Raw genomic sequence first — 20,346 nt, 5'->3', positions numbered from 1 at the left:
GGGAAATTTGAAAGTTTCCTGTAAATGGCCTACCTTATGGTAACAATATGAGAGACAAGGTCTTTTATCCGTCGGGTGTTTTAAGCCGTTATGTCAAATACTACTGGACCTGTGCCCACGACGGGGATTCCCAGGAGCTTATGTACCCGACGGGCTGTCTCGAGCTGTGTATCGATATAACGGGTGGGGACACGGTGCGGCACCGTGGGGACCGGTCGATGGTGGTGCCCCGGGTGGAAGTGCTGGGCCACTGGAATATACCTACCCGGGCGACGATCAAAAAGGGGAACATTTGTCTTATTACCCGATTTAGGCCGCATGCGGGGGCCTTGTTTTTTCCAAATTCCGTCGCCGAGTTTACCAATGCCTCTGTCGACTTGTTTGATGTGTTGTCGATGGAGACTGTCGAATTTTACCAGCGTCTGATGGATCAGCCGTTGCTGGAGGATAAAGTGAAGGTCCTCGAGGATTTTCTCTTTGGCAGACTTGTAAAGGCCCGTCGTGACCAGGACAAGATAAGACTGGTCGAGGGGTTGTGCGGAGCCATTGGCCGTGGCAGCGGGTCGTTCGACCTCGGGCGCCTGTCGGAGGAGTTTGGATTTTCGGAGCGGTATATCCAGAAGCTTTTTCTGAACTATGTGGGAATAAGCCCGAAGAGCTATTTTTCGGTGCAGCGGTTCAACAGGAGCCTCGAGCTGGTTCGGTCGGCGGAAATGTCGTTGACGCATATAGCCTATGAGTGCGGGTATCATGACCAGGCGCATTTCATTAAGGAATTCAGATCTTATACGGGGATAACGCCGTCACAGCTATCTTTACATACAATTTAATTTTTAGCCGATGGCGGCATTGGTGTATCGAAATTGACCATGTGCCGGAAGATCCGCCAGCCATCGGGAGTCATTTTCCAGACGATGAGGACCTTTGCTTTGGCAACAGCATGCTGAGCGGCATCGAAGAGTTCGACGGCTCCCTGTTGGGTCACGTATTCCGGGGTTTGTCCGTATAGCCCAAGGGAAGTGAAGACGGCGTCCCTTATTCCGGCCTGTCGGGCGCCTTTGTAGAACTGCAGGCGGCCCCGCTCCCCGCAGAGCGAGGGAACGTTTGGGGCCAGTATGCAGGCATCAGGGGTATAGCATTTGAGGAAGAGCGCGGAGTCGCCGGTGATGAAGGCCTCTTTGTATTGTCTTTCAATTTTTGTGATCTCGTCGATGACGGAATCGGTTCCGGTGTAGTGGCCGGGTGTGGCGCCGACAGAACGGCCGGCGGTAAAAATGGTAAGGGCCGAAATCAGAAGGAATGACAGGCGGCTGGATTTTAATTTTTTCATACTGACAAAGCTCGGAACTTCGTGGCGGCGTCAGATAACCAAAGTTGCTAAAATACGATGGCCAAAGAAATCGTGAAATACTATAACGGTAGAGATGAAAGATTCCCCTGCCTGAATAAATTCAGGATTGAAAGGGCGACGGGAGCGTTTGTCAGTAGGGTCAGCTTCCGTATTGAAAAAATGCGATGACCCAGATAAACAACACCAGTGTAAATGCCTGATAGTAGCACCAAAAAATGCCCATGCCATTATCTTTATCAAATTTCACCAGCGTGACAAACACCCCGACGATGGGTATCCAATATATTAGTTTATTGGTCATAAACTAACCTTTGCTAGAATCCAAAGTTACACCAATTCCGCTGAATGGTCCCCGCGGGGGCCGTGGCCGGACGGCGGTGGTGCCGGCCACGGCGAGATTGGGCGACGGTATGGCTTGCCGCAGCGGTGTTACTTATCTGCGGCGGTGTTACTTGTCTGCGGCGCGCCTGGCCACGGCAATCTTTGAGTCAGCGGTCCCGTAGTACAGCAACCACTGCCCTTTGAATAAGGCCAGCCCCTCGAGGAAACAGACTTCATTCACCTGGCCGGTGATCTCGTATGGTTTGTCTGGCTTCATGAACCAGGTATTCAGCCGGTGTACGGTCTTTAGCGGATCTGCCTTGTCCAGCAAGGCCCGGGAAGCTGCGTAGGTGCCTTCCGCAAGGGAGGTATCGCCGATCGCCGGTATATTCCTGCTGTTGTAGATCAGGAGGACGCCCTTGTCGGTCAGCATCGCCGGGGGCCCCGATTCGACGAGGTCGCTGTCGAAATGTTTGGCGCGGGTGGGTACGACGATCTTGAGGTCGGGCATGGCCAGGGCCCGGCCGCGCAGGGCGACCGGGTCGGCTTCGCCGGGATGCTTCTCCACCGGCGTCCAGTTGATAAGGTCATCGGAAGTAGCCGCCCAGATGAACTGGTCGCCCCAGTACATCCAGTACTTGCCGCCGATCTTTGTCGCCACTATCCGGCCGTCCGGTTCGTAGGTCGAAACGATCGACCCCGACTTCGACCATTTGTCGACATATTTCCCGCCGTACGCTCTGGCGAAGGCATGGCCCTTCTTCGTCCAGTGCACGAGGTCCGGTGAGGTGGCAACCAAGAGGCGGGCCTGACTGCCGTCGTAAGCGGTGTACGTCATATAATAAATCCCCTGCGCGTCCTGCACCACGCGCGGATCCTCGCAGCCGCCCTCCCATTCATAGCGTTTCTCCGCGTCCTCCGAGGGATACAACACCGGCTCGGTCTGCCGCACGAAATGGAGGCCGTCGCTGCTGACGGCCATTCCGATGCGCGAAGTACCGGCGGGTTTGCCGACCTTATCCTGCGCGCGGTACAGCATGTAGATCTTTCCATCTTTGACAACGATGGCGGGGTTGAACACGTCTTTTTCTTCCCAGGAGATCCGCGACCTGGTGATCGGGTCCACGAAACTGCCGGTACCGGGTTGAAGTACTGGATTTGCGCTGTCTACTTTCTCAAAATTGACGAGCGCCCAGCCCGTGGCATCGGGCGTCGCAGCAGCGCTGTCTGTCGAAGTTATGGCTGTCGCGGAATGATCGGCTCCGTTGCAGCCTGCAATACCGGCCGAGAAAAGCGCCGCCGCGCCCAGGAGCGTAAAAATAGGTCTTCTCATGACTATAGGAAATTTAAAGCGTGCTTTCGTCGGTGTAAATGGACAACACCTGCGCGTCGCTCAGGGCCGTATTATAAAAACGAATATCGTCCAGCGCTCCGATAAAGAAGTCGGCGCCCCAGAAATAAGCAGGACTATTGGTATCGTTCAGGTTGTAAACGGATTTTGGCAACTCGTTACCGATGGTAAGGTCGATATTCGAGGGTACGGGAATGGGTGTTCCGGTCACGACCGCGGTGCGGATGAGCTTGCCGTTGATATAGAACTTCTCGGTACCGGGGGTAAAACTAACGGCAACGTGTACCCATTTATTAGGCCCATCCACGGCGGTCCCGCCATCGTCCACGTCATGATAGCCGGTGGTGGTCTGCACGGTCAGGAAGGGAAGGTTGCCGCCCTGCAACTGGAATTTATATCCGTCCCACCGATTGAAAGAGAGCATGTAATTATTCGCGTTGGTGCCGTCGCGTTTGACCCATAACAGGATCGTAAAGCTCTGCGGATTCAGGTCTGCGCTGTAGGGCACCTGAATTGTCGCAGCGTTGTTGAAATAATAGGCGTTGTTCGCCCGGCCGAACCGGTCGGCTACCAGTACGGGCAGGGTGCCGCCGTCCACGACCGTGGCCGCGCTGCTTCCGGTCCAGCCGGTCTTCAGGGCGCCGTTGTGTCCATTGCCGGAAGAATCGAGCGCGTTGCCGCTGAAGGTCCAGTAGCCGACAAGGTTGGCGGCGGATACCTGCTGCAGCAGCTGGTTGCTGAACTGGTCGCCCGCGTGTAAGAGGCTGTTCAGGGCGTTGTTTACTTCCTGCTGCGTGAACTTGCCTGCAGTCACCTGTTTGGCCGGCTGGATGGATGAGTCGAGGGCCTCGCGGGCGCCGATCGCGTAGGTACCGGGTTTGGTACCTTCCACGGAATTGTTGTAGACTTTGGTCAGAGAGTCGATCGCGGCGTTGAGTGCGGTCTTATTGGAATTATAGTCGGGAGCCGAGTTATGCTTACTGCAGGACAAGGCGGCAAGCAGCAGTAGTCCGGCAAAAGCAGTGAATATATTGGAAGAAAGGATTCGCATAGCGGAATAGTTTTACGATTCGGTTATTTAAAAAGATTCGGGTTGGCGTCCCTTTCGCTTTGAGGAATGGGGAACCATTTGTCGCTATCGTAATTGAAATTCGGCGCTCCTGGCTGCAGAGCGGCATTAGCATAGGTCTTGCCGTACCGGATGACGTCGAAGAACCGGTGGAATTCGAGCGCCAGTTCGACCTCCTTTCCTTGCGGATGACATCCCGCAGCTGGGTCTGGTCGGTCGTCGTTATGTCCGGCAGCAGTCCCGCGGGCACGGCCGGATAACCGGGCAGGCTGTTGTCGTACATATAACTGTTCCTCGCGCGCGCCCTCACTTTGTTCAGGGGAGCCAGCGCCTGCGCCGACTGTCCGCTCTCGTTGAGCGCTTCGGCATCGACGAGGAGGATATCCGCGAGACGGAGGGCCTCGTAGTTGACGGTCCCCACGTTCTTCGTCGCGCCGGGTACTTCGGACAGCGGCTGGCACATTTTCTTGCAGTTGTAGCCGGTGCTGCTCCAGGAGGGATCGTAAGCCAGATCGAAATAAGAGTGGCCCGCCCTCGCGATAGAATAGTCCAGTCTGGGGTCGGACTGCCCGCCGGGTGCGGACTCATAGTTGTCGACCAGTTTCTGTGTAGGCAGGAAAAAACCGTATCCGTTGGTCGGGGCGGGAGGCCGCGGCGCAAACCAGACATTCAGCTCGTTGCCGATGCCGAGCGTTCCGGCCAGGTGATTTACTGTAAAGATCTCTTCGGTATTGTCTTTTGTGGCGGCGCTGAAATTGTCAGCATAGTTTTTGGTCAGTTGGTACCCCATCGCTTCCACCTGTTCTGCCGTTTGCGCGGCCAGCTGGTAGTGATTGGCCAGATTGCTGTGGAAGAGGTAGGTCTTCGCGAGCAGGGCGAGGGCCGCACCTTTTGTAGCAACGCCGAGCTGGGGCGCGGTAGCAGGCAGGGCTGCGGCTGCGGCTATACAGTCCTGTTCGATCTGCGTGAAGATGGTATCCTCGGATTTGGCGGGGCTCTGTGCCTCCTTCGCGGTCTCGACTTTCAGATGAAGGGGGATATTGCCGTAGCAGGTGGTCAGGATGAAATAATAATAGGCCCGGAGGAACTTCGCCTGCGCGATACCCGAGGTCTGCAGCGCAGAAGAGACCTTGCTGTTGCCCGGGAGTCCATCCAGAACGACGTTGCAGGCGAAGACGCCGTTGTAGTAGTTCTTCCATACGGCCTCGACCGCGGCATTGGTGGTCAGGATATTGAACTGATTTACCGCCTGGAAATCGGGCTGGTCGCCGATGCTGCTGCCGCCTTTGATGGCGTCGTCGGACGCCAGATCTCCCAGGACCCAGATGGCGTTGCTGGCTCCGGAGCTAAAGGAGAGAAACTTATAGGCTTCGTTCACGGCCTGCTGCGCATTGGCGTCGGAGGTGAAGAAATTGCCGGGCGTATAGCTGCCCTGAACGGGCTGGTCGAGTATTTTTTTGCAGGCTGAGCTGGTGAATAGCAGCAAGGCCGGCATTATCCATTGAATATTCTTGATTGGCATGACAATAGGGTTATTCGTTAGAAATTAATGTTGGCGCCTACGGTAAAGGTCCGTGCAGCGGGGTAGGTGCCCCAGTCGATATTCAGGGCCTTCGGTCCGTCATTGGCGGAGGTCGCGTTGGCGCTGGTCGTCATCTCGGGATCGAGCCCGGTATATTTGGTGACCGTGAAAACGTTCTGCACGGCGGCATAGATGCGCATCGATCTTATCTTCAGACGGGTCAGCGCGGCAGAGCCGAGGTTGTAGCCCAGCTGGATATTCTTCAGTTTGAAATAGTTGCCGCTCTCGAGAAACCGGGTGGACATTTGTTTGTTGTTCTGGGCATCGGTCCATGACAACAGCGGTATCGAATTGCTCGTACCGGCGCCGTGCCAGCTGCCGGTGGCTACCTTTTCGGTGACGTTGAAGGGCCGGTAGAATCCCCTGGATGTCCATCCCGATCTGGTTGTAGATCTTGTCCCCGCTGACGCCCTGGAAGAAAAGGCTCATGTCGAAGTTCTTATAGGTCACGTGCCCTGTCAGCGCATAGGTGAGGTCGGGTATCGGGCTTCCGGCGTAGACCCGGTCGTTCTGATCGATCGTTCCGTCGCCGTTGACGTCGTGGAACTTCAGGTCGCCGGGCCGGATGCCTGGGCCCTGGTAGGCGTGGGTAAATACTTCCAGCGGGGTCTGGAAGATACCGTCGGCCTGCAGCATATAGAAGGCCCCTACCGGATGACCGACGGCCGTACTGGTGGCAAAGGTATTGTTGTCGACGCGGCCGGCGGGGATAGGCTGGTTGTTTAGCAGGGCCAGCACTTCGTTGTGTATCGTGGTGAGATTGCCGCCGACGTCAAAGGACCAGTCCTTGTTGATGGTCTGTCTGTAGGACGCTTCGAATTCAAATCCGCGGTTGACGATCTTCCCATTGTTCTCGAAGGCCGGGCTCGCGACCGAACCGGCACTGCTGAGGCCCTGCGGCGCCTGAAGAAGATTGGTGGTCGTTTTATGATAATAGTCTACTGATATGTTGAATGCGCCGTTGAACAGACCCAGTGTCCAGGCCCGCGTCGCCCATCGTTGAGGTCTGCCATTTTAGATTGGGATTGCCTTTGGCGTAAATAGTGGAAGTGATCACGGGAGTATTGCCGAACGCATAGTAGCCGTTGCTGCCCACCAGGGATGCGTATCCGTAGTTGCTGAGTGCGTTCTGGTCGCCGAAGCTGGCCCAGGCTGCCCCTGAGTTTCAGCAGGGATATGGGTTTGACATTCTGCAGGAATTTTTCCCGGTCGATCCTCCAGCCGACGGAGCCCGAATAAAAATTACCCCACTGGTCGGTGGGATCGAGCCTCGATGATCCGTCGCGCCGGAAATTGAAAGTGGCGAGGTAGCGGCCGTCGTACTGATAGGAGACCCTGGTGAATACCGAGGACAGGGCCCAGTTGGACTGGTTGCCGCCGATAGCAGGGGTGAGGCTGGTGCCGTTGCTCAGGTACTGGAAGGTGGAAGACTGGTCGGGGTATCCTGAATTCGACGCGGACATGAGTCTCGTGTTGTTGTAGATGATCTCCGTACCAGCGAGCAGGGTCAGGTCGTGCTTGCCGGTGACGAGATGGTAGTTGCCGGTGTTGGTCCAGTTATACGTAAAATCGTTGGTGTTGGACTGGGCCAGGGTATTGGGCGAGTTCTGGATCCTCTCGATGCCCCGGTGGGATAGAACTGTTTGTAGTCGGTAATGATGAAGTTCGTCCCGAGGTCCGACTTGAGGGTGAGGTTCTTTATGGGCGTGAGTTCGAGAAAAACGTCGCCGAGCAGGGGTGTAGTTGTAGAAGTTCCTGTCGGTGTTGGCTGCGAGCGCGACCGGATTGAGGCCGTCGCCAAAGACGTTGGCGCCGCCTACTGTCAATGGCAGGTCGACGTACTGGCCTGCGTAGGGGCCGGTGGAATATTTAACGGGTGTCGCCGGCGTCCGGAATAGCGCGTAACGAACGATGCTCGCCCCGGGATTCGCTCCGCCCGGCGCTGTATAGCCGTCGCCCGAGCTGCCCACCTGTCTGGTCTTGCTGTACGCGATGTTCATATTGGTCCCGACCCTGAACATTTTATTGAGCGTGCTCGTAATAGCCGTATGCAGGTTGACACGGTCATACGAGGAGTTCAGGATCATGCCCCGCTGGTTGAAGTAGTCGGCCGAGACGATATACCTCGTGTTCTCGCTGCCACCGCCGATGGATAGTTGTGCATTGTAGATAGGCGCGCTTTTCAGGACCTGTTTCTCCCAGTTGACATTGGGCAGGGTATCGAGCATGCCCAGCGAAAGGGGAGTGCGGTTGCCTGCGCCGCCGGCGACAAAGTCGTTGGCCGCGGCCGTATTGTATGCGTTGAAATATTGGGTGGCGTTCGCCATCGGGATGAGGTGGGCCGGAGTCTGCGCACCGGTGTAGCCGTTAAAGCTGAGGCGCGGCTTGCCTGTGCTGCCTTTTTTCGTGGTGATCAGCACCACGCCGTTGGCGGCCCGTGCGCCATAAATCGAAGCCGAGGCGGCGTCCTTCAGGACGCTGATGCTTTCGACGTCGTCCGGAGCGATCTCGTTGATCCCGTCGGAAGTCGGGATCCCGTCGATGACATACAACGGGGCGCTGTTGCCAAAGCTGGACTGGCCGCGGATGATCACCGATACTCCGTCGCCGGGCGCGCCGGTCACCTGTGTGACGGCCACGCCGGAGGCTTTGCCCTGCATGATCTGCGCCGTTCCCCCGACGGGAAGGCCGTTAACGTCCTTCGCGCCGATGGTGGAGACCGAACCGGTCAGGTCTTTTTCTTCGCCGTTCCGTAGCCGATGACAACCACTTCGTTGATGTTGCCCGGGAGTGCCTCGAGGATAACCGTCACGGAGGTTCTGCCACTCACCGGCACGTCCTGCGGCTGGTAGCCGACGTAGGACACTACGAGCGTCGCCTCTTCCGGAACGGTCAGCGAGAAATTCCCGGAGTTGTCCGTCGTCGTACCCTGTTGCGTGCCTTTTATCTTGACGCTGGCTCCCACGAGGGGATCGCCGGCCGCCGAGACCACCTTACCGCTGACGCGGATCTCGGACATGGGCGACTGTCGGGATGTGACCACGATCAGATTGCCAGCCAGCAGCTGGAAGGTGAGGGGAGTGTTGTTCAGGACGGTCTCGAGGATCTGCGGGATGGTTCTGTCGACGACGGCGACGTCGATCTTCTGGTGCGGCGGCAGGACGTCGTTCTTATAGAGGAAGGTAAAGTTGCTTCGTTTCTCCAGCAGTTCGAAGAATCGCTCCCAGCTGATTCCTTTTTCGGTGAGGGTGAGCCTTTCCTGCGAGTGAACCTTTGCCGAAACCTGCAGAAATGTAAGCAGCAGAATGGAAATGGTCAGTTTCATGCGCAGAATGATTTTTTTCATACATTTGAAATGTTGAGGTTAAATAATCAGATACCTGAGATCCGGGCGGAAATTAGGTGTCAGTTCATGATTATACCCAGCGTGCAGGGAGTGTGACAGCACTTCCTGTTTGTTTAGGGCAAGCCGTTATCTGAAGGCGGAATGACCGCCTTTATCGTTAGATCGTTATCATCTGCTTTATTTTTTATTTGATCAGGATCGAGTCGCCTGCTATCTCGTAGTGAAATCCAAGCGAGAGCTGAAGACCGTCCATGACGTTTTTTATAGGTTGGTCCTTGAAGTATCCCGTGAGTTCTTCGTCCAAATATTTGTCGTTCTCAAAGCTGGAACCGGATATTATACCACCGCTCAAGCTGGGCTGCCACTTTGCGGAACGGCTCTTTTCTGAATACCAGTTTGTCTTCCACCCAGGAAGTTTCGATAATGGTCTTGTAGGTCGGATCTGATGTTACTGCGCGCCGCTGGTAGGTGGGTTGGGAGGCTGTCCGCTGGTCGTTGTCCTTTTGCACGGCCAGTGTTTCGTTCCGCATCGTCACCTTCTCGTTGGGCCGTAGTGCGATCGGGGAGGCTTCTTTACCTGGAAGTTCGATCTCCGCCCTGCCCTGGATCAGCGTCGTCTCGATGACCGAGTCGCCGGGGTAGGCGCGTACATTGAGCGAGGTTCCCAGTACTTTGACGTCGACGCCGCCGGCGTGTATCAGAAAAGGATGTTCGGGGTCATGTTTGACGTCGAAGAACGCTTCCCCTGCGAGGGTCAGTTCGCGTTTGCCGTCGGCAAAGCCTTCCGAATAGCGGACCTTGCTGCCGGCATTCAGCCAGAGTCTGGAGCCGTCGGGGAGGTCGACATAACTGCGCGTCCCGTATTTTGCCGCGACCTCGCGGTATGTTGGGGCTGTCCGGGGTGTCGGTTTTTCCGTCCCTTTATATAGATATATACCTGCTGTCGCGAGCATTACGATCGCAGCCGCCGACCAGCGGAGGATTTTTGCGCGTCGGCCCCGGCCGGAAGGTATGGTATTGGCTGTGCCGGGGAGTTCGACTATTTCGTTGCGATCTGCCGTTCTGGTGACTACCCGCAAGCCGGTCGTCCTTTGTCTGAACTGCCGGAGCGCGGCCTCGAGCATCTGCCGGTCGTCCTTTTGGGAGATATCGGCCGGCGTTGCGGACTGCACACCGTCGATCGCGGCCAGCAAGGTCTGCAATTCAGGGTTGCGGTCCAGCGCAAGCCGAAGTTCCTCCGCCTCCGCGGGGCTTAATTCTCCGGCGATCCGCCGGGACAATAGGATAGTCATTCGTTCATCGGTCATGATGAGCAAGGCAGTTTATATCAATAGGACACAAATTTTTAAAAAACCCCTTAAAAAGAAATAAAAAAATCTAATTTTATCCGTCAACAGATCAATGGGTACTACGCCACATACGGTGCAACTAACTGCGATCGGCCTAAACGATGAGCATGCCTTTGAAGGAATTTACCGGGAATATTTTATTCCGCTATTCCGATTTTGCTATGCCATCGTGAAGGAGAGGGGGCCTGCGGAAGAGATCGCCAACGATGTTTTTCTGAATCTCTGGAAAAGAAGAGACGGCCTCCCGCCCATCGACCGGCTGAAGGTCTATTTATATGTTTCCGCCAAAAATCATTGTCTGAATTATCTGAGCCGCGACCGCCGGCAGCCATCGATCGATCTTGACTCTCTGCGCGAAGACGCCGTAAAATTTCAGGCCGATCCCGAAAGTCTGCTGATCCGCGCCGAAACCATGAAGCGTGTTATCGCCGCGATCGATCAATTGCCCCCGAAATGTAAACTTATCTTCAAACTCATTAAAGAGGATGGCCTCAAATACAAAGAGGTCGCGCGTCTGCTCGACCTCTCCGTTAAAACTGTAGAGACACAGTTATCCATAGCCGTTCGCAAGATCGCGCATGCGCTGGGGAAAAGTTAGCCGCGTACGACGGATGACTCTTTTACAACCTGCCATCTTCCGGCAAGAAGCTCCCAGATGACGGTAAAGAATTTTCGGCTCCATTTTCCGTTCATTTCCAGTTCGCGGGTCATGACCACCATGGCCATGTTCCCGTCGACAAGGGCGTAGTGAAATTCCGTTTTGGTAGAAAAGGGCTCGGCTTTGGAATCTCTGTTTTGCCGGATAAAAGCGACGAGCTGCGGTTTGCTCATGGTGTCCACTACGCTTTTCTCGTCAACGTTGATCACGAGTAGCTTGTCGGCATAGACTTCCTGGACGTAGGGGAGATCGAAATGCGTAGCGTGATAAATAAGGTCCTGGGTTAATCTGATCAATTCTTCGCTGGTCATTTTTGTTTTCGGGAGAGATGCCAATACTCGTGCCCGTTAAATAACATATTGTTTATCAGCGCATAGTCACTTTGTGCGGTCTGGCCTTTTACGATATTTCGGGAATTCCTGCGTGAATACACTAAATGAAGTGGACGGGCTTTTTGCCCAGTGTCCTGATAAACCGGAAATGGGAAATGACAGCGGCTTTGAAACTGGGCAGTGAATTATACGGTAAGTCAAAGACTTCGCATTCCTTTTGGACGAGTTTGCTGAGGGCGGGGTAGTGGATATGACTGATTTTGGGGAACAAATGGTGTTCGACCTGATAGTTTAGTCCGCCGACGAACCAGGACAGGATCGGGCGGTTGGGTGAAAAGTTCGCGGTAGTTCTTACCTGGTGGATCGCCCATTCGTTCTCGATCTGCTTGTCATCACCGGATACCGACTCGAATTCGGTTTCCTCCACCACGTGAGCCAACTGGAAAACAATCGACAAAGTAAGTCCCAGGCCGATATGCATGGAAATAAAGAACAATAACCAGTGCTGCCAACCCATTAACACGACGGGAATCGCGATGTAGAACAGCAGGTAGAGAATCTTGCTTACCCAGAAGATCAGATGATCGGCTGCGGACATTTTCGAAAGGGGAGTATCGACTATTTTCTTTCTGAAATATTTTTCAAAATCCTGGAAAAGGATCCAGATCATCGAGCTGAAAGCATAGAGGAATGGGGTATAAAGATGCTGCACCCGGTGCGCTGGCACCCAGCGCTGGGAACTGCACATGCGGATAAACGGGCTTTTGGCAATATCATCGTCAACACCGTCGATATTCGTGTAAGTATGATGGATGATATTGTGTTTTTGTTTCCAGATGAAACTATTTCCGCCCAGGGCATTCAGCGTAAGTCCCAGCAGCTCGTTTACCCATTTCCGGGAGGAATAGCTGCCGTGGTTGGCGTCATGCATGACATTAAAACCGATGGAAGCCAATATAAACCCCAACAATGCGCTGCATACGACCTCGGGCAACCAGGCCATGTGTAAGAGTAGCACTGAGGTGTACAGGGAAATGGCGGCCAGGATGAGAATCACCGTTTTGGCGTAAAGGCGGGGGTCGCCCGTTTTCTTTTGGTCGGTGTGAGCAAAATAGTTGTTGACGGACGTTTTTAGGGAAGTGTAAAAGACGTGATTGCTATTGTTGAAACTTATTTTTGGCATTTTAAAAGAGCGCCTGCTGACGCGCCTTAAAGGTAGGACTTTTTCCATACCTTGCGGCGGGTTAAATTTTACATAAATTATTGATTTTATGCTATTAAGAGCTTTGATTGCCTTATTCTTCCTTGTTACTACGGGTATCGCCGATGCGCAGGACTTAAAATGGATGCGATTCGAATGGACGGGGGATTCCATTTCCGGAAAATATTTCGACAAATCTTCCATCCTTATTCCGGTGAAAGTCAACGATATTCCCGCAAACTTCACCATGCAGTTCGATCTTGGAGCTGTCAAGACCGTTATATATGGAAAATCTATCAAGCCTTATTTAGCCGCTTATCCTGCTCTTAAATCCAGGATCGACACGTCGAAGAAGTTCCTGATCCAGGGGGAGAACAATCCAGTTTTTACCAACATGGAACTCAGGACAGACGGTATCAATTTTAAGGCCGTTGAAGTTGGCTATTTTGAGAACTTTGGTAGTCAAATAAGCCCGGACTCCATATATTCAAAGACGGAAAAACATATTGGAACAATTGGGCCGGACCTGTTCAAGAACAGTATCCTGATAATCGACTATCCTGGAAAAAAATCGGTGTTTGTCAGGAGTTGCCTGAACGGCTGAAAAAAGCGAGTTTTCAGCCATTCTTAAGCGATGATGGAAGGATAAAAATCCCATTGACCATTGACGACAGCGTGGAGTATTTGTTGTTCGATACGGGCTCCAGCCTTTTCACGTTGACGGCTTCAAAGGAAAATGCGCTTAAAACGGCAGACCCTAAAATAGAAGATTCGTTGACGGTGATGAGTTGGGGAAAGCAATTGACCTTTTATGGTGTCAGGACTAAGAAGGCGGTCAAATTTGGGAACAAGGTGTTGAGCGGGTCTCTTGTTTACTATGATGAGCAAAGGACGTTTGAAGACTTTTACCGGTTTGCAAAGATCTGGGGGTTGACGGGAAATGCGTTTTTTTTGAAGAATACGGTGATCATTGATTATAAGCATAGGCTGTTTGGTGTGCTATAGCATAGATCGGGGATTCTTCCCGATGCCCGCCGGCGACAGTCTTGACAGGACTGTGTAAAGGAGGAAGAGGGTTAGAAAGCCACCGCTTCTTCGCCTTTTCCATTTAGCCAGAATTTGCTAAATTCGTTATAGTAAAATTGGAGAATTTAAAATGTCAGGCAATAAAATATCACCTATTCCCGACCAAACCCCTGAATTTGAGAAGGCGGAAATGGATTTATTGCGGGAAGGTCTTCGTCGCTCGTATAAAGAGCGGTTTCTGATGGCTACGCGTTTGTATAAAATCCAGCAAACGATGAAAAAGGCTGTCATTACTCACAAGCCTTTTGTTAGTAAATAATATTCATGGATATTGACTCCGTCAATATCCCTTTTCTCCACGTCAACCAGCTCCCTATGCCGAATTCTCAAACACAGGATCAGCGTATCGCGAAAATGACCTTCTCCTCGGTCTATCCGCTGTATCTCGCCAAGGTTGAAAAGAAGGGGAGGACAAAAGCGGAATTAGATGAGGTCATACAATGGCTGACGAATTTCGACGGTAAGCAGCTGCAGAAGCTGATCGACGAAAAAGTAAGCTTCGAAACTTTTTTCCAGCGGGCCCGGCTGAACGCAAATGTACACCTGATCACGGGGGTGATCTGTGGCCACCGGGTGGAAGAGATCGAAGACCCGCTGACGCAAAAGGTGAGGTACCTGGACAAGTTGGTGGATGAACTGGCAAAAGGAAAAAAATGGAAAGTATCCTTCGCAGCCCGAAGTAGGCAAGCTGGCCGTTAGGCGTAGACAAGCCAGCACTAGCCGAAGACAATGTCGGTACTCTGTCCGACCTCTATAATATAACCGTCCGGGTCGCGCATATAGCAGCGGATCTCGCCGTATTTGGGAATGGGCGCGGTGATGAACTCGGCTCCCCGGCTTTTCCATAGTTGGTAGCAGGCCTGGATATCCGCGACGCGAAGATTCATAAAACTGTTGATGTGATTGGGGTCGGGAACACTCAGTGTTACGGTCGGCTTGTCGGGGGTTGGTCCGCCTCCTACATTAAGAATAAGCCATATGTTCGCGAGTTGAAGGTAGGCTGGCGAGCCGCTGCCGTCGGGCATGCTGAGAATGCGGGCGCCGAGGACTGTTTCGTACCACCGCGCCGAGCAGTCGATATCCGCTACGGTGAGGAACTGTGCGATGGAGAAACCCGTTCGGGGAGGCATTTCGTAGCTGTTTTGCCCGACTTGAATTGTATTTTTCGTATCCATACCAGCAAATTTTGTTGTGGCCACTAAGTTACCGAATATTACTCCTCACGATTTTTTTTGAACAAAATCTGATTAACGATCCATTAACAATCGATAATTCTGACAGCAGTAAGCGTTAATAAGCCAATTATTTTTTTAGTTGCCGATTGCAATTCTTTATCGAAATGAAAAGAAATTTTCAAATCGGCAGTGTCCCGCGTCGTTCTCCCTTCACATATATGAAATAGGCCAGGGTCTTTGAAATCCTTGATGGCATTGGGCTTGGGGTGTCCCGCGCCTTCGGTCGTCCCTGTCTGGTATGCAATTGGTCTCTGTTTGTGAAAATATCAGACTATGCTTAAAAGAACAATTGTTGTTATCGGCGTACTTGGCCTTTTTTTCGGAGGGTATTGCCGAGGACAAGAAAGACACGGCGGAGGCGCCGCCCGCGGAACATGCGACTGAGCCTTTTGCCTTCGGGGATTTTTCGTGGTTGAACGGTACGAGCCGGAAGACGACGCCGCCGGCATTCGATTCGAAATATTTTACGGGGGACGTGACGTTCGATCTGAACTATACGCACTCTTATAATAATCCCATCGACAATACGGTAGTGGGAAGTACGGCGCTGGCGCGCAACAATGAGCTGCAGCTGTCCTTTATGGGTGTAGGGGGCGATATACACGTCAACAATATCAGGGGCAGGGTCATGATGCAGTTCGGAACGCGGAGCACGGTGGTGCCGAGGAACGACAACAGCTCGTACAAAGGTCAGTATGACCTGCAGACCATTTACCGGTACATCAGCGAAGCCTATGCGGGTTATCACTGGGATGTCTGGCATGGCATCAACCTGGACGCGGGGATCTTCATGTCGTATATCGGCCTGTTCTCTTATAACAATTTCGAGAACTGGGGATATCAGCCTTCGTATACCTCGGACAATACCCCGTGGTTCTTCAATGGACTGAGGCTGCAGACCTTTCCGACGGACAAGCTGAAACTGGAGTTCTGGCTGGTGAATGGCTGGCAGAGCTATGGGCGGTTCAATCATTCGCCGGGTGTGGGTGTCTCGATCTACTACAGGCCCAAGGAGACGGTGGACTATGTGTTCAACAACTACTATGGAAGGGACGATGAAGGGGCGCCCGGGAGGCTCCGGTTCCATAGCGACAACAGCTATCAACTGCGGTATTTGAACCGCAAAAGCGGTTTCCTGACGAAGGCGGCATTTTCCGTCACGGGTGATTTTGGGATCGAGAGCGGCGACGGGGTCACGCCTTTTGGAAAGACGGATACAAAGACGGGGGTGTACAAACCCGCTCAGAACTTTATCAGCGGCATGGTCTATAACCGGCTGTGGTTTGGTGCAAAACAAAAATGGGCCTGGACCGCGGGGGGCGGATATATGACGAACCCGGGTCAATATTTGGTGCTGGCTCCCACCGGTTATGCAGATACGCTGTTTCAGGCACAGACGGGACCGGGGTCAACCTTTAAGGCGTGGGATTGTTCTACCTCCATCGACTATATGCCGCTGCCCGGACTGACGCTCAAACTGGAATATGTACACAGGGCGGTGACGGACCTCGGGGCGGTACCCGGCACGACGCCGCTGACGGGATATTTTGCAGGGGCGGGTGGTGTAACAGGGCCCACCGGCTATACGAATACCTCGGGTTATACATGGACGTCCAGCGGGGCTTCGATAGCGCCTCCTCTCGGGAGTATGAGCAATGCGGACGGGTCTCCATGGAAGCCCGATATGCGCAAGTCGGAGTCCAGGATCATTCTGGCCTTTATAGTCAGATTCTAACCAATTGTTAAATAAAATTTCAATATGAAAGCGTTGTTATTGGGTGTTCTTCTGCATGCAAGTATCGTCCACGGCCAGGAGTATCGCCCGACCCGAGACGGTGTATTTTTTTAGTGTGGACAAGGACTCGCCCGTACTCGAGCTTACGATGGACAATCTCGGGAAAGCGTTTGCGTCCAATCCGAAGTTCCGGTATTCACTGGAGGCCACGTTCCATGGGGACAAGCAACTGATGGCATATGACAAGGCTATAAAAATGTATAAGATCAAGTATCTGTATAGTCAGGCTATAAATTAACCGGATATGTCGGCAGCAGGGAATATTCTCGTCGTTGAGGATGAAGACAAGCTCAGGGGGTTGTTAAGACGGATCATTGCGCTGGAAGGCTATACCGTACACGAGGCAGGCGACTGCAGGAGTGCGTGGAAGGTGCTGGGCAGGGAGGACATCGACGTTGTGGTTTGCGATGTTCGTCTGCCGGACGGTAATGGGCTGGATCTTACCCGCAGCCTCAGGGACAGGTCGTCCGGCGTGGAGATCATCCTGCTGACGGCGCATGCGAATATTCCGGACGTCGTGAAGGCTATGCGATCGGGGGCATTCGATTATATCAGTAAGGGAGACGACAATGACAAATTGCTGCCCCTGATCGCACATGCCATTGAAAAGGCGCGATTGCAGAAGCGGGTGAGGTCGCTGCAGCAGCAGGTGAAGCATGCGTTCAGCTTTGACAATATCATCGGGGACTCGCCGGCCATACTGGCGACGATCGCCCTGGTCCGGAAGGTGACGGGGGCCGATACGACCGTGCTGCTGCTGGGTGAGACCGGGACAGGGAAGGAGCTGTTTGCAAAGGCCATTCACGCGGCCGGCGACCGGGCATCCTTTCCTTTTGTCGCGCTGAACTGCAGCGCATTTTCAAGGGATCTGCTGGAGAGTGAGCTATTTGGGCATAAGGCGGGTGCATTTACGGGAGCGAAAAAGGAAAAGAGGGGACTGATCGAAGAGGCGGACGGGGGAACGCTGTTTCTGGACGAGATCGGGGAAATGCAGCTGGACCTGCAGGCCAAGCTGCTGCGGGTGCTCGAGGTCGGTCAATTCTTCAAGGTCGGGAGCGCCACGCCAACGACGGCCAATGTCCGGGTATTCTCGGCTACTAACAGGGACCTTGTCCGGCAGGTGCGGGATGGAGCGTTCAGGGAAGACCTTTTTACCGGCTGAACGTATTTACGGTGGAGATCCCTCCGCTGCGGGAGCGGCGGAAGGATATACCGCTGCTGGCCAACTATTTTATAAAACTGTTCTCGGACAAGCTGAACAAGCGGGTGAAGGGGATGAGCAGGGAGTTCCTTCAGGCGCTGGAGCGGCAGACCTGGAAGGGAAATATACGGGAGCTGAAGAATGTGATCGAGCGGGCAGTGATCCTGTCGGAGGGCGGGGAACTGGAAGCAGAGACGCTACCGGCGGCATGGGGCCTGGAGCCTGGCAATGGCCAGGCGTCATCGGCTTTTGACCTGGCCAGTGTGGAGAAGTTGCATATACAGCGGGTGCTAGCTTATACACATGGCAATAAGGTGGAGGCGGCGAAGCTGCTCAACATCGGGCTGACGACCGTCTACCGGAAAATGGAGGAATATGGATTGAACGGGCCTTATCTGAATGCGCCGAATATGGATATGCCGAATTGATAGTCCATTAGCCGGAACCTCTTATCCTCGCTGCAAGAAGACATGCGGGGAGGTGCAATTTTCCTATGATATCTCTCATGTCTGCCCCTGAGTGGCATCACTCCGCGAAAAATACAAAGGGTCTATTTTTATTGTTCCCTTCTGCAGGTCTAAAATTGAAGAAAATGAATTCCTTTCTCACCGGTGTTTGTTTTTTTTCCTGTCTATGCATACTCCGGGCATTGGGGAGGCCAGTAATCCAGCCCCCTGTGCCGATAACATGTCGGCGGTGTTCGATTCCGTTGCCCACCTGCGTATCAGCTATAAGTTGATCACTAATACCGACCACAGTTATGGATATGATGTTTTTATAAATGGAGTATTGAAGATCCACCAGCCTGTTATACCCGGTATGATGGGAACGAGGGGCTTTTCCAGAAAGGCGGACGCCAAAAAAGTAGCCTCTCTGGCCATTAAAAAAATACAAAATGGCTTTATGCCTCCTACCATCGGCAGACGGGAACTTGATAGTCTACGAATAAAACTTTAAACCCTTATATTATGAAAAAGAGTGATCAGGGGGTCCGCCGGGACCTTCGTGCGCATTTTCTATCAGGATGCGTGAGTGTCATTTTCATGTGTACTTCACTATTTTCCTTCTCACAGGGTGATATCTGGCTACAAAAGCCGTCCCCGGGGCTTGCAGGATCCTCCCGGTGGGAAGCCGTTAGTTTCAGCATCGGCAACAAAGGTTATGTAGGAGGCGGAACACGGTCGATAGTCCCTTCATCAACAAGTACCAACTTTATAGATTTTTGGGAATATGATCCGGCAACGAATGCGTGGACGCAAAAGGCGGATTTGCCTGGAGCCAGGTCGCAGGCGACGGGATTTAGTATCGGCAGTAAAGGATATATGGGCAACAGGGACTTCTGGGAATATGATCCCGCGACCAATACCTGGACGCGCAAGGCGGATTTCAAAGGGGCGGGTATAACAACGGCCACGGGGTTCAGTATTGGAAATAAAGGCTATGTGGGTACTGGTTTGGATAGTTTGTCCGTAAGTACAAATGAATTCTGGCAGTACGATCCTGCCACCAATGTATGGACGCAAAAGGCAAATTTTGGAGGACCTGTTCGACACGCGGCCAGTGGGTTTAGCGTGGGCGGTAAAGGATATATCGGCCTGGGTCAGGGAGATAATTACCTCAATCCGGCGTACGCCGATTTTTGGGAATACGATCCGGTTGCCGATGCCTGGACCCAAAAAGCAGACTATGGGGGTGGGAAGAGGGAAAGTGCTACGGGCTTCTCTATTGGGGATAAAGGGTATATCGGAGTCGGCAATAAAGAATACAGTAAAAGTCAAAACGACTTTTGGGAATTCGACCCCGCGGCGAATACATGGGTCCCAAAGGCGAATTTTCCCGCTGATGCAAGGGCGGGGGCATTTGGTTTTAGCATCGGTAGCCAGGGATATATAGGCACCGGATTTCGGTTCATCAGTGATTACATTAATGGTCCGACATATGATGTTTGGGCGTACGACACGGTGTCGAAAAACTGGTCAAAAAAGGCGGATCTCGCCGGTGGGCCCCGAATGAGCGCTGTCGGATTTAGTGTTGCAGGCAAAGGATACGTAGGTACCGGTTATGACGGCAGCCCAAAAAGAGATTTCTGGGAATATGATCCGGACTCCAGCCAAGTGGATAAAAGGGGAAACTTTGCCGGTGGGGACCGGAGGAGTGCATTAGGTTTCGGCATCGGCAGATATGGTTACGTCGGTACGGGTTATGAAATAGATCGCTTCTCCTTCAGGGCTGATCTATGGCGATATGATCCTGCCACCAATATCTGGGCACTTGCGGGAACGGGTGTGCCCGGCCCATACCCAGGCAGGGCAGGGGCCTTCGCCTGCCGCATCGGCGACAAAGAATATGTGGGAGGGGGATACTATTATGCCAGTTACATGAATGACATATGGGAGTTCGATCCTGCGACCGGCAGGCTGGACCCAGAAGGCAACGCTGCCTGGTGTTGATGTAACAAGGTTAAGTTTC

General features: G+C 53.2%; 24 protein-coding genes and 1 pseudogene. 12 read left to right on the top strand and 13 right to left on the bottom strand.

Features of this window, described 5'->3' with window-relative positions; translation table 11 throughout:
• Nucleotides 1-47: 47 nt before the first annotated feature.
• Nucleotides 48-830 (top strand): helix-turn-helix domain-containing protein, encoded by a 783-nt coding sequence (locus tag ACQ86N_RS18315; protein WP_431216398.1) that lies wholly within the window; start codon nucleotides 48-50, stop codon nucleotides 828-830.
• On the opposite strand, the gene ACQ86N_RS18310 is transcribed toward ACQ86N_RS18315, so the two are convergent.
• From ACQ86N_RS18310 to ACQ86N_RS18265, 10 genes and pseudogenes are all read right to left on the bottom strand, one after another.
• Nucleotides 827-1,330, bottom strand: coding sequence for a YybH family protein (locus ACQ86N_RS18310; RefSeq protein WP_431216397.1), 504 nt, complete (start codon nucleotides 1,328-1,330; stop codon nucleotides 827-829). The genes ACQ86N_RS18315 and ACQ86N_RS18310 overlap by 4 nt on opposite strands.
• Nucleotides 1,331-1,490: 160 nt before the next feature.
• The gene (locus tag ACQ86N_RS18305) at nucleotides 1,491-1,652 is read right to left on the bottom strand and encodes a hypothetical protein (protein ID WP_431216396.1); all 162 of its coding nucleotides are present in this window, start codon (nucleotides 1,650-1,652) and stop codon (nucleotides 1,491-1,493) included.
• Nucleotides 1,653-1,799: 147 nt separating this feature from the next.
• Complete coding sequence (locus ACQ86N_RS18300; RefSeq protein WP_431216395.1) at nucleotides 1,800-3,005, bottom strand: glycoside hydrolase family 130 protein; 1,206 nt, start codon at nucleotides 3,003-3,005, stop codon at nucleotides 1,800-1,802.
• A gap of 13 nt (nucleotides 3,006-3,018) precedes the next feature.
• Entirely contained in the window at nucleotides 3,019-4,074 is a 1,056-nt protein-coding gene (locus ACQ86N_RS18295; protein WP_431216394.1) for a LamG domain-containing protein, read from the bottom strand.
• A gap of 23 nt (nucleotides 4,075-4,097) precedes the next feature.
• A pseudogene (locus ACQ86N_RS18290) lies at nucleotides 4,098-5,587 on the bottom strand (RagB/SusD family nutrient uptake outer membrane protein).
• Nucleotides 5,588-5,713: 126 nt separating this feature from the next.
• On the bottom strand, nucleotides 5,714-6,622 hold the full coding sequence (locus tag ACQ86N_RS18285; protein ID WP_431217469.1) for a TonB-dependent receptor domain-containing protein: 909 nt from the start codon (nucleotides 6,620-6,622) through the stop codon (nucleotides 5,714-5,716).
• Nucleotides 6,613-8,385, bottom strand: coding sequence for a SusC/RagA family TonB-linked outer membrane protein (locus ACQ86N_RS18280; protein WP_431217468.1), 1,773 nt, complete (start codon nucleotides 8,383-8,385; stop codon nucleotides 6,613-6,615). The genes ACQ86N_RS18285 and ACQ86N_RS18280 overlap by 10 nt, the downstream gene beginning before the upstream one ends.
• A gap of 17 nt (nucleotides 8,386-8,402) precedes the next feature.
• Complete coding sequence (locus ACQ86N_RS18275) at nucleotides 8,403-9,020, bottom strand: carboxypeptidase-like regulatory domain-containing protein (protein ID WP_431216393.1); 618 nt, start codon at nucleotides 9,018-9,020, stop codon at nucleotides 8,403-8,405.
• A gap of 184 nt (nucleotides 9,021-9,204) precedes the next feature.
• Nucleotides 9,205-9,324 carry a DUF4974 domain-containing protein gene (locus tag ACQ86N_RS18270; RefSeq protein ID WP_431216392.1) on the bottom strand — a complete coding sequence of 40 codons (120 nt, stop codon included), beginning with the start codon at nucleotides 9,322-9,324 and terminating at the stop codon, nucleotides 9,205-9,207.
• Nucleotides 9,325-9,337: 13 nt separating this feature from the next.
• Nucleotides 9,338-10,312, bottom strand: a complete 975-nt coding sequence (locus ACQ86N_RS18265) for a FecR family protein (RefSeq protein ID WP_431216391.1) — start codon at nucleotides 10,310-10,312, stop codon at nucleotides 9,338-9,340.
• 109 nt (nucleotides 10,313-10,421) lie between these two features.
• Here ACQ86N_RS18265 and ACQ86N_RS18260 point away from each other — a divergent pair, with 109 nt between their 5' ends.
• A complete protein-coding gene (locus ACQ86N_RS18260) occupies nucleotides 10,422-10,967 on the top strand; it encodes an RNA polymerase sigma-70 factor (protein ID WP_431216390.1) in 546 nt (181 codons plus the stop codon).
• Here the strand turns inward: ACQ86N_RS18260 and ACQ86N_RS18255 are convergent.
• Together ACQ86N_RS18255 and ACQ86N_RS18250 are read right to left on the bottom strand one after the other, a co-directional pair.
• Nucleotides 10,964-11,323, bottom strand: a complete 360-nt coding sequence (locus ACQ86N_RS18255; RefSeq protein WP_431216389.1) for a hypothetical protein — start codon at nucleotides 11,321-11,323, stop codon at nucleotides 10,964-10,966. The two genes, ACQ86N_RS18260 and ACQ86N_RS18255, sit on opposite strands and share 4 nt — an antisense overlap.
• Nucleotides 11,324-11,459: 136 nt before the next feature.
• Complete coding sequence (locus tag ACQ86N_RS18250) at nucleotides 11,460-12,542, bottom strand: fatty acid desaturase family protein (RefSeq protein WP_431216388.1); 1,083 nt, start codon at nucleotides 12,540-12,542, stop codon at nucleotides 11,460-11,462.
• 232 nt (nucleotides 12,543-12,774) lie between these two features.
• Here ACQ86N_RS18250 and ACQ86N_RS18245 point away from each other — a divergent pair, with 232 nt between their 5' ends.
• The 4 genes from ACQ86N_RS18245 (at nucleotide 12,775) to ACQ86N_RS18230 (ending at nucleotide 14,345) form a co-directional block, all read left to right on the top strand.
• Nucleotides 12,775-13,164, top strand: coding sequence for a hypothetical protein (locus ACQ86N_RS18245; RefSeq protein WP_431216387.1), 390 nt, complete (start codon nucleotides 12,775-12,777; stop codon nucleotides 13,162-13,164).
• Nucleotides 13,149-13,565, top strand: a complete 417-nt coding sequence (locus tag ACQ86N_RS18240) for a hypothetical protein (protein ID WP_431216386.1) — start codon at nucleotides 13,149-13,151, stop codon at nucleotides 13,563-13,565. Before ACQ86N_RS18245 ends, ACQ86N_RS18240 begins: the two co-directional genes overlap by 16 nt.
• A gap of 151 nt (nucleotides 13,566-13,716) precedes the next feature.
• Nucleotides 13,717-13,905: a hypothetical protein gene (locus ACQ86N_RS18235; RefSeq protein WP_431216385.1), complete on the top strand. Its 189-nt coding sequence runs from the start codon at nucleotides 13,717-13,719 to the stop codon at nucleotides 13,903-13,905.
• A 5-nt stretch (nucleotides 13,906-13,910) separates the two neighbouring features.
• Entirely contained in the window at nucleotides 13,911-14,345 is a 435-nt protein-coding gene (locus ACQ86N_RS18230) for a DUF2200 domain-containing protein (RefSeq protein WP_431216384.1), read from the top strand.
• 17 nt (nucleotides 14,346-14,362) lie between these two features.
• Here ACQ86N_RS18230 and ACQ86N_RS18225 read toward each other — a convergent pair whose 3' ends face one another.
• Nucleotides 14,363-14,821 carry a VOC family protein gene (locus tag ACQ86N_RS18225; protein ID WP_431216383.1) on the bottom strand — a complete coding sequence of 153 codons (459 nt, stop codon included), beginning with the start codon at nucleotides 14,819-14,821 and terminating at the stop codon, nucleotides 14,363-14,365.
• A 367-nt stretch (nucleotides 14,822-15,188) separates the two neighbouring features.
• Between ACQ86N_RS18225 and ACQ86N_RS18220 the strand changes: the two genes are divergently transcribed.
• From ACQ86N_RS18220 to ACQ86N_RS18195, 6 genes are all read left to right on the top strand, one after another.
• The gene (locus ACQ86N_RS18220) at nucleotides 15,189-16,616 is read left to right on the top strand and encodes an outer membrane beta-barrel protein (protein ID WP_431216382.1); all 1,428 of its coding nucleotides are present in this window, start codon (nucleotides 15,189-15,191) and stop codon (nucleotides 16,614-16,616) included.
• A 55-nt stretch (nucleotides 16,617-16,671) separates the two neighbouring features.
• On the top strand, nucleotides 16,672-16,914 hold the full coding sequence (locus tag ACQ86N_RS18215; RefSeq protein WP_431216381.1) for a hypothetical protein: 243 nt from the start codon (nucleotides 16,672-16,674) through the stop codon (nucleotides 16,912-16,914).
• Between the two features lie 6 nt (nucleotides 16,915-16,920).
• Nucleotides 16,921-17,838, top strand: a complete 918-nt coding sequence (locus ACQ86N_RS18210) for a sigma-54-dependent transcriptional regulator (RefSeq protein WP_431216380.1) — start codon at nucleotides 16,921-16,923, stop codon at nucleotides 17,836-17,838.
• An 11-nt stretch (nucleotides 17,839-17,849) separates the two neighbouring features.
• Nucleotides 17,850-18,305 (top strand): helix-turn-helix domain-containing protein, encoded by a 456-nt coding sequence (locus tag ACQ86N_RS18205; protein WP_431216379.1) that lies wholly within the window; start codon nucleotides 17,850-17,852, stop codon nucleotides 18,303-18,305.
• Nucleotides 18,306-18,396: 91 nt separating this feature from the next.
• Nucleotides 18,397-18,834, top strand: coding sequence for a DUF4907 domain-containing protein (locus tag ACQ86N_RS18200; RefSeq protein ID WP_431216378.1), 438 nt, complete (start codon nucleotides 18,397-18,399; stop codon nucleotides 18,832-18,834).
• Between the two features lie 11 nt (nucleotides 18,835-18,845).
• Nucleotides 18,846-20,327, top strand: coding sequence for a Kelch repeat-containing protein (locus ACQ86N_RS18195; RefSeq protein WP_431216377.1), 1,482 nt, complete (start codon nucleotides 18,846-18,848; stop codon nucleotides 20,325-20,327).
• Nucleotides 20,328-20,346: the final 19 nt, after the last annotated feature.

Source organism: Puia sp. P3 (assembly GCF_050632245.1).
In the GTDB taxonomy this organism is placed as follows: Bacteria; Bacteroidota; Bacteroidia; order Chitinophagales; family Chitinophagaceae; genus Puia.
The sequence above is the reverse complement of the archived record's forward strand: the minus strand, read 5'-3'. Positions and strand labels throughout refer to the sequence as shown.

Bases quoted from the DNA above. Each gene is read 5' to 3' on its own strand.
- ACQ86N_RS18310 (WP_431216397.1), bottom strand. From the start codon at position 1,330: ATGAAAAAATTAAAATCCAGCCGCCTGTCATTCCTTCTGATTTCGGCC.
- ACQ86N_RS18260 (WP_431216390.1), top strand. From the start codon at position 10,422: ATGGGTACTACGCCACATACGGTGCAACTAACTGCGATCGGCCTAAAC.
- ACQ86N_RS18275 (WP_431216393.1), bottom strand. From the start codon at position 9,020: ATGAAAAAAATCATTCTGCGCATGAAACTGACCATTTCCATTCTGCTG.
- ACQ86N_RS18215 (WP_431216381.1), top strand. From the start codon at position 16,672: ATGCAAGTATCGTCCACGGCCAGGAGTATCGCCCGACCCGAGACGGTG.
- ACQ86N_RS18195 (WP_431216377.1), top strand. From the start codon at position 18,846: ATGAAAAAGAGTGATCAGGGGGTCCGCCGGGACCTTCGTGCGCATTTT.
- ACQ86N_RS18230 (WP_431216384.1), top strand. From the start codon at position 13,911: ATGGATATTGACTCCGTCAATATCCCTTTTCTCCACGTCAACCAGCTC.
- ACQ86N_RS18210 (WP_431216380.1), top strand. From the start codon at position 16,921: ATGTCGGCAGCAGGGAATATTCTCGTCGTTGAGGATGAAGACAAGCTC.
- ACQ86N_RS18315 (WP_431216398.1), top strand. From the start codon at position 48: ATGAGAGACAAGGTCTTTTATCCGTCGGGTGTTTTAAGCCGTTATGTC.
- ACQ86N_RS18235 (WP_431216385.1), top strand. From the start codon at position 13,717: ATGTCAGGCAATAAAATATCACCTATTCCCGACCAAACCCCTGAATTT.
- ACQ86N_RS18305 (WP_431216396.1), bottom strand. From the start codon at position 1,652: ATGACCAATAAACTAATATATTGGATACCCATCGTCGGGGTGTTTGTC.
- ACQ86N_RS18295 (WP_431216394.1), bottom strand. From the start codon at position 4,074: ATGCGAATCCTTTCTTCCAATATATTCACTGCTTTTGCCGGACTACTG.
- ACQ86N_RS18250 (WP_431216388.1), bottom strand. From the start codon at position 12,542: ATGCCAAAAATAAGTTTCAACAATAGCAATCACGTCTTTTACACTTCC.
- ACQ86N_RS18225 (WP_431216383.1), bottom strand. From the start codon at position 14,821: ATGGATACGAAAAATACAATTCAAGTCGGGCAAAACAGCTACGAAATG.
- ACQ86N_RS18300 (WP_431216395.1), bottom strand. From the start codon at position 3,005: ATGAGAAGACCTATTTTTACGCTCCTGGGCGCGGCGGCGCTTTTCTCG.
- ACQ86N_RS18265 (WP_431216391.1), bottom strand. From the start codon at position 10,312: ATGACTATCCTATTGTCCCGGCGGATCGCCGGAGAATTAAGCCCCGCG.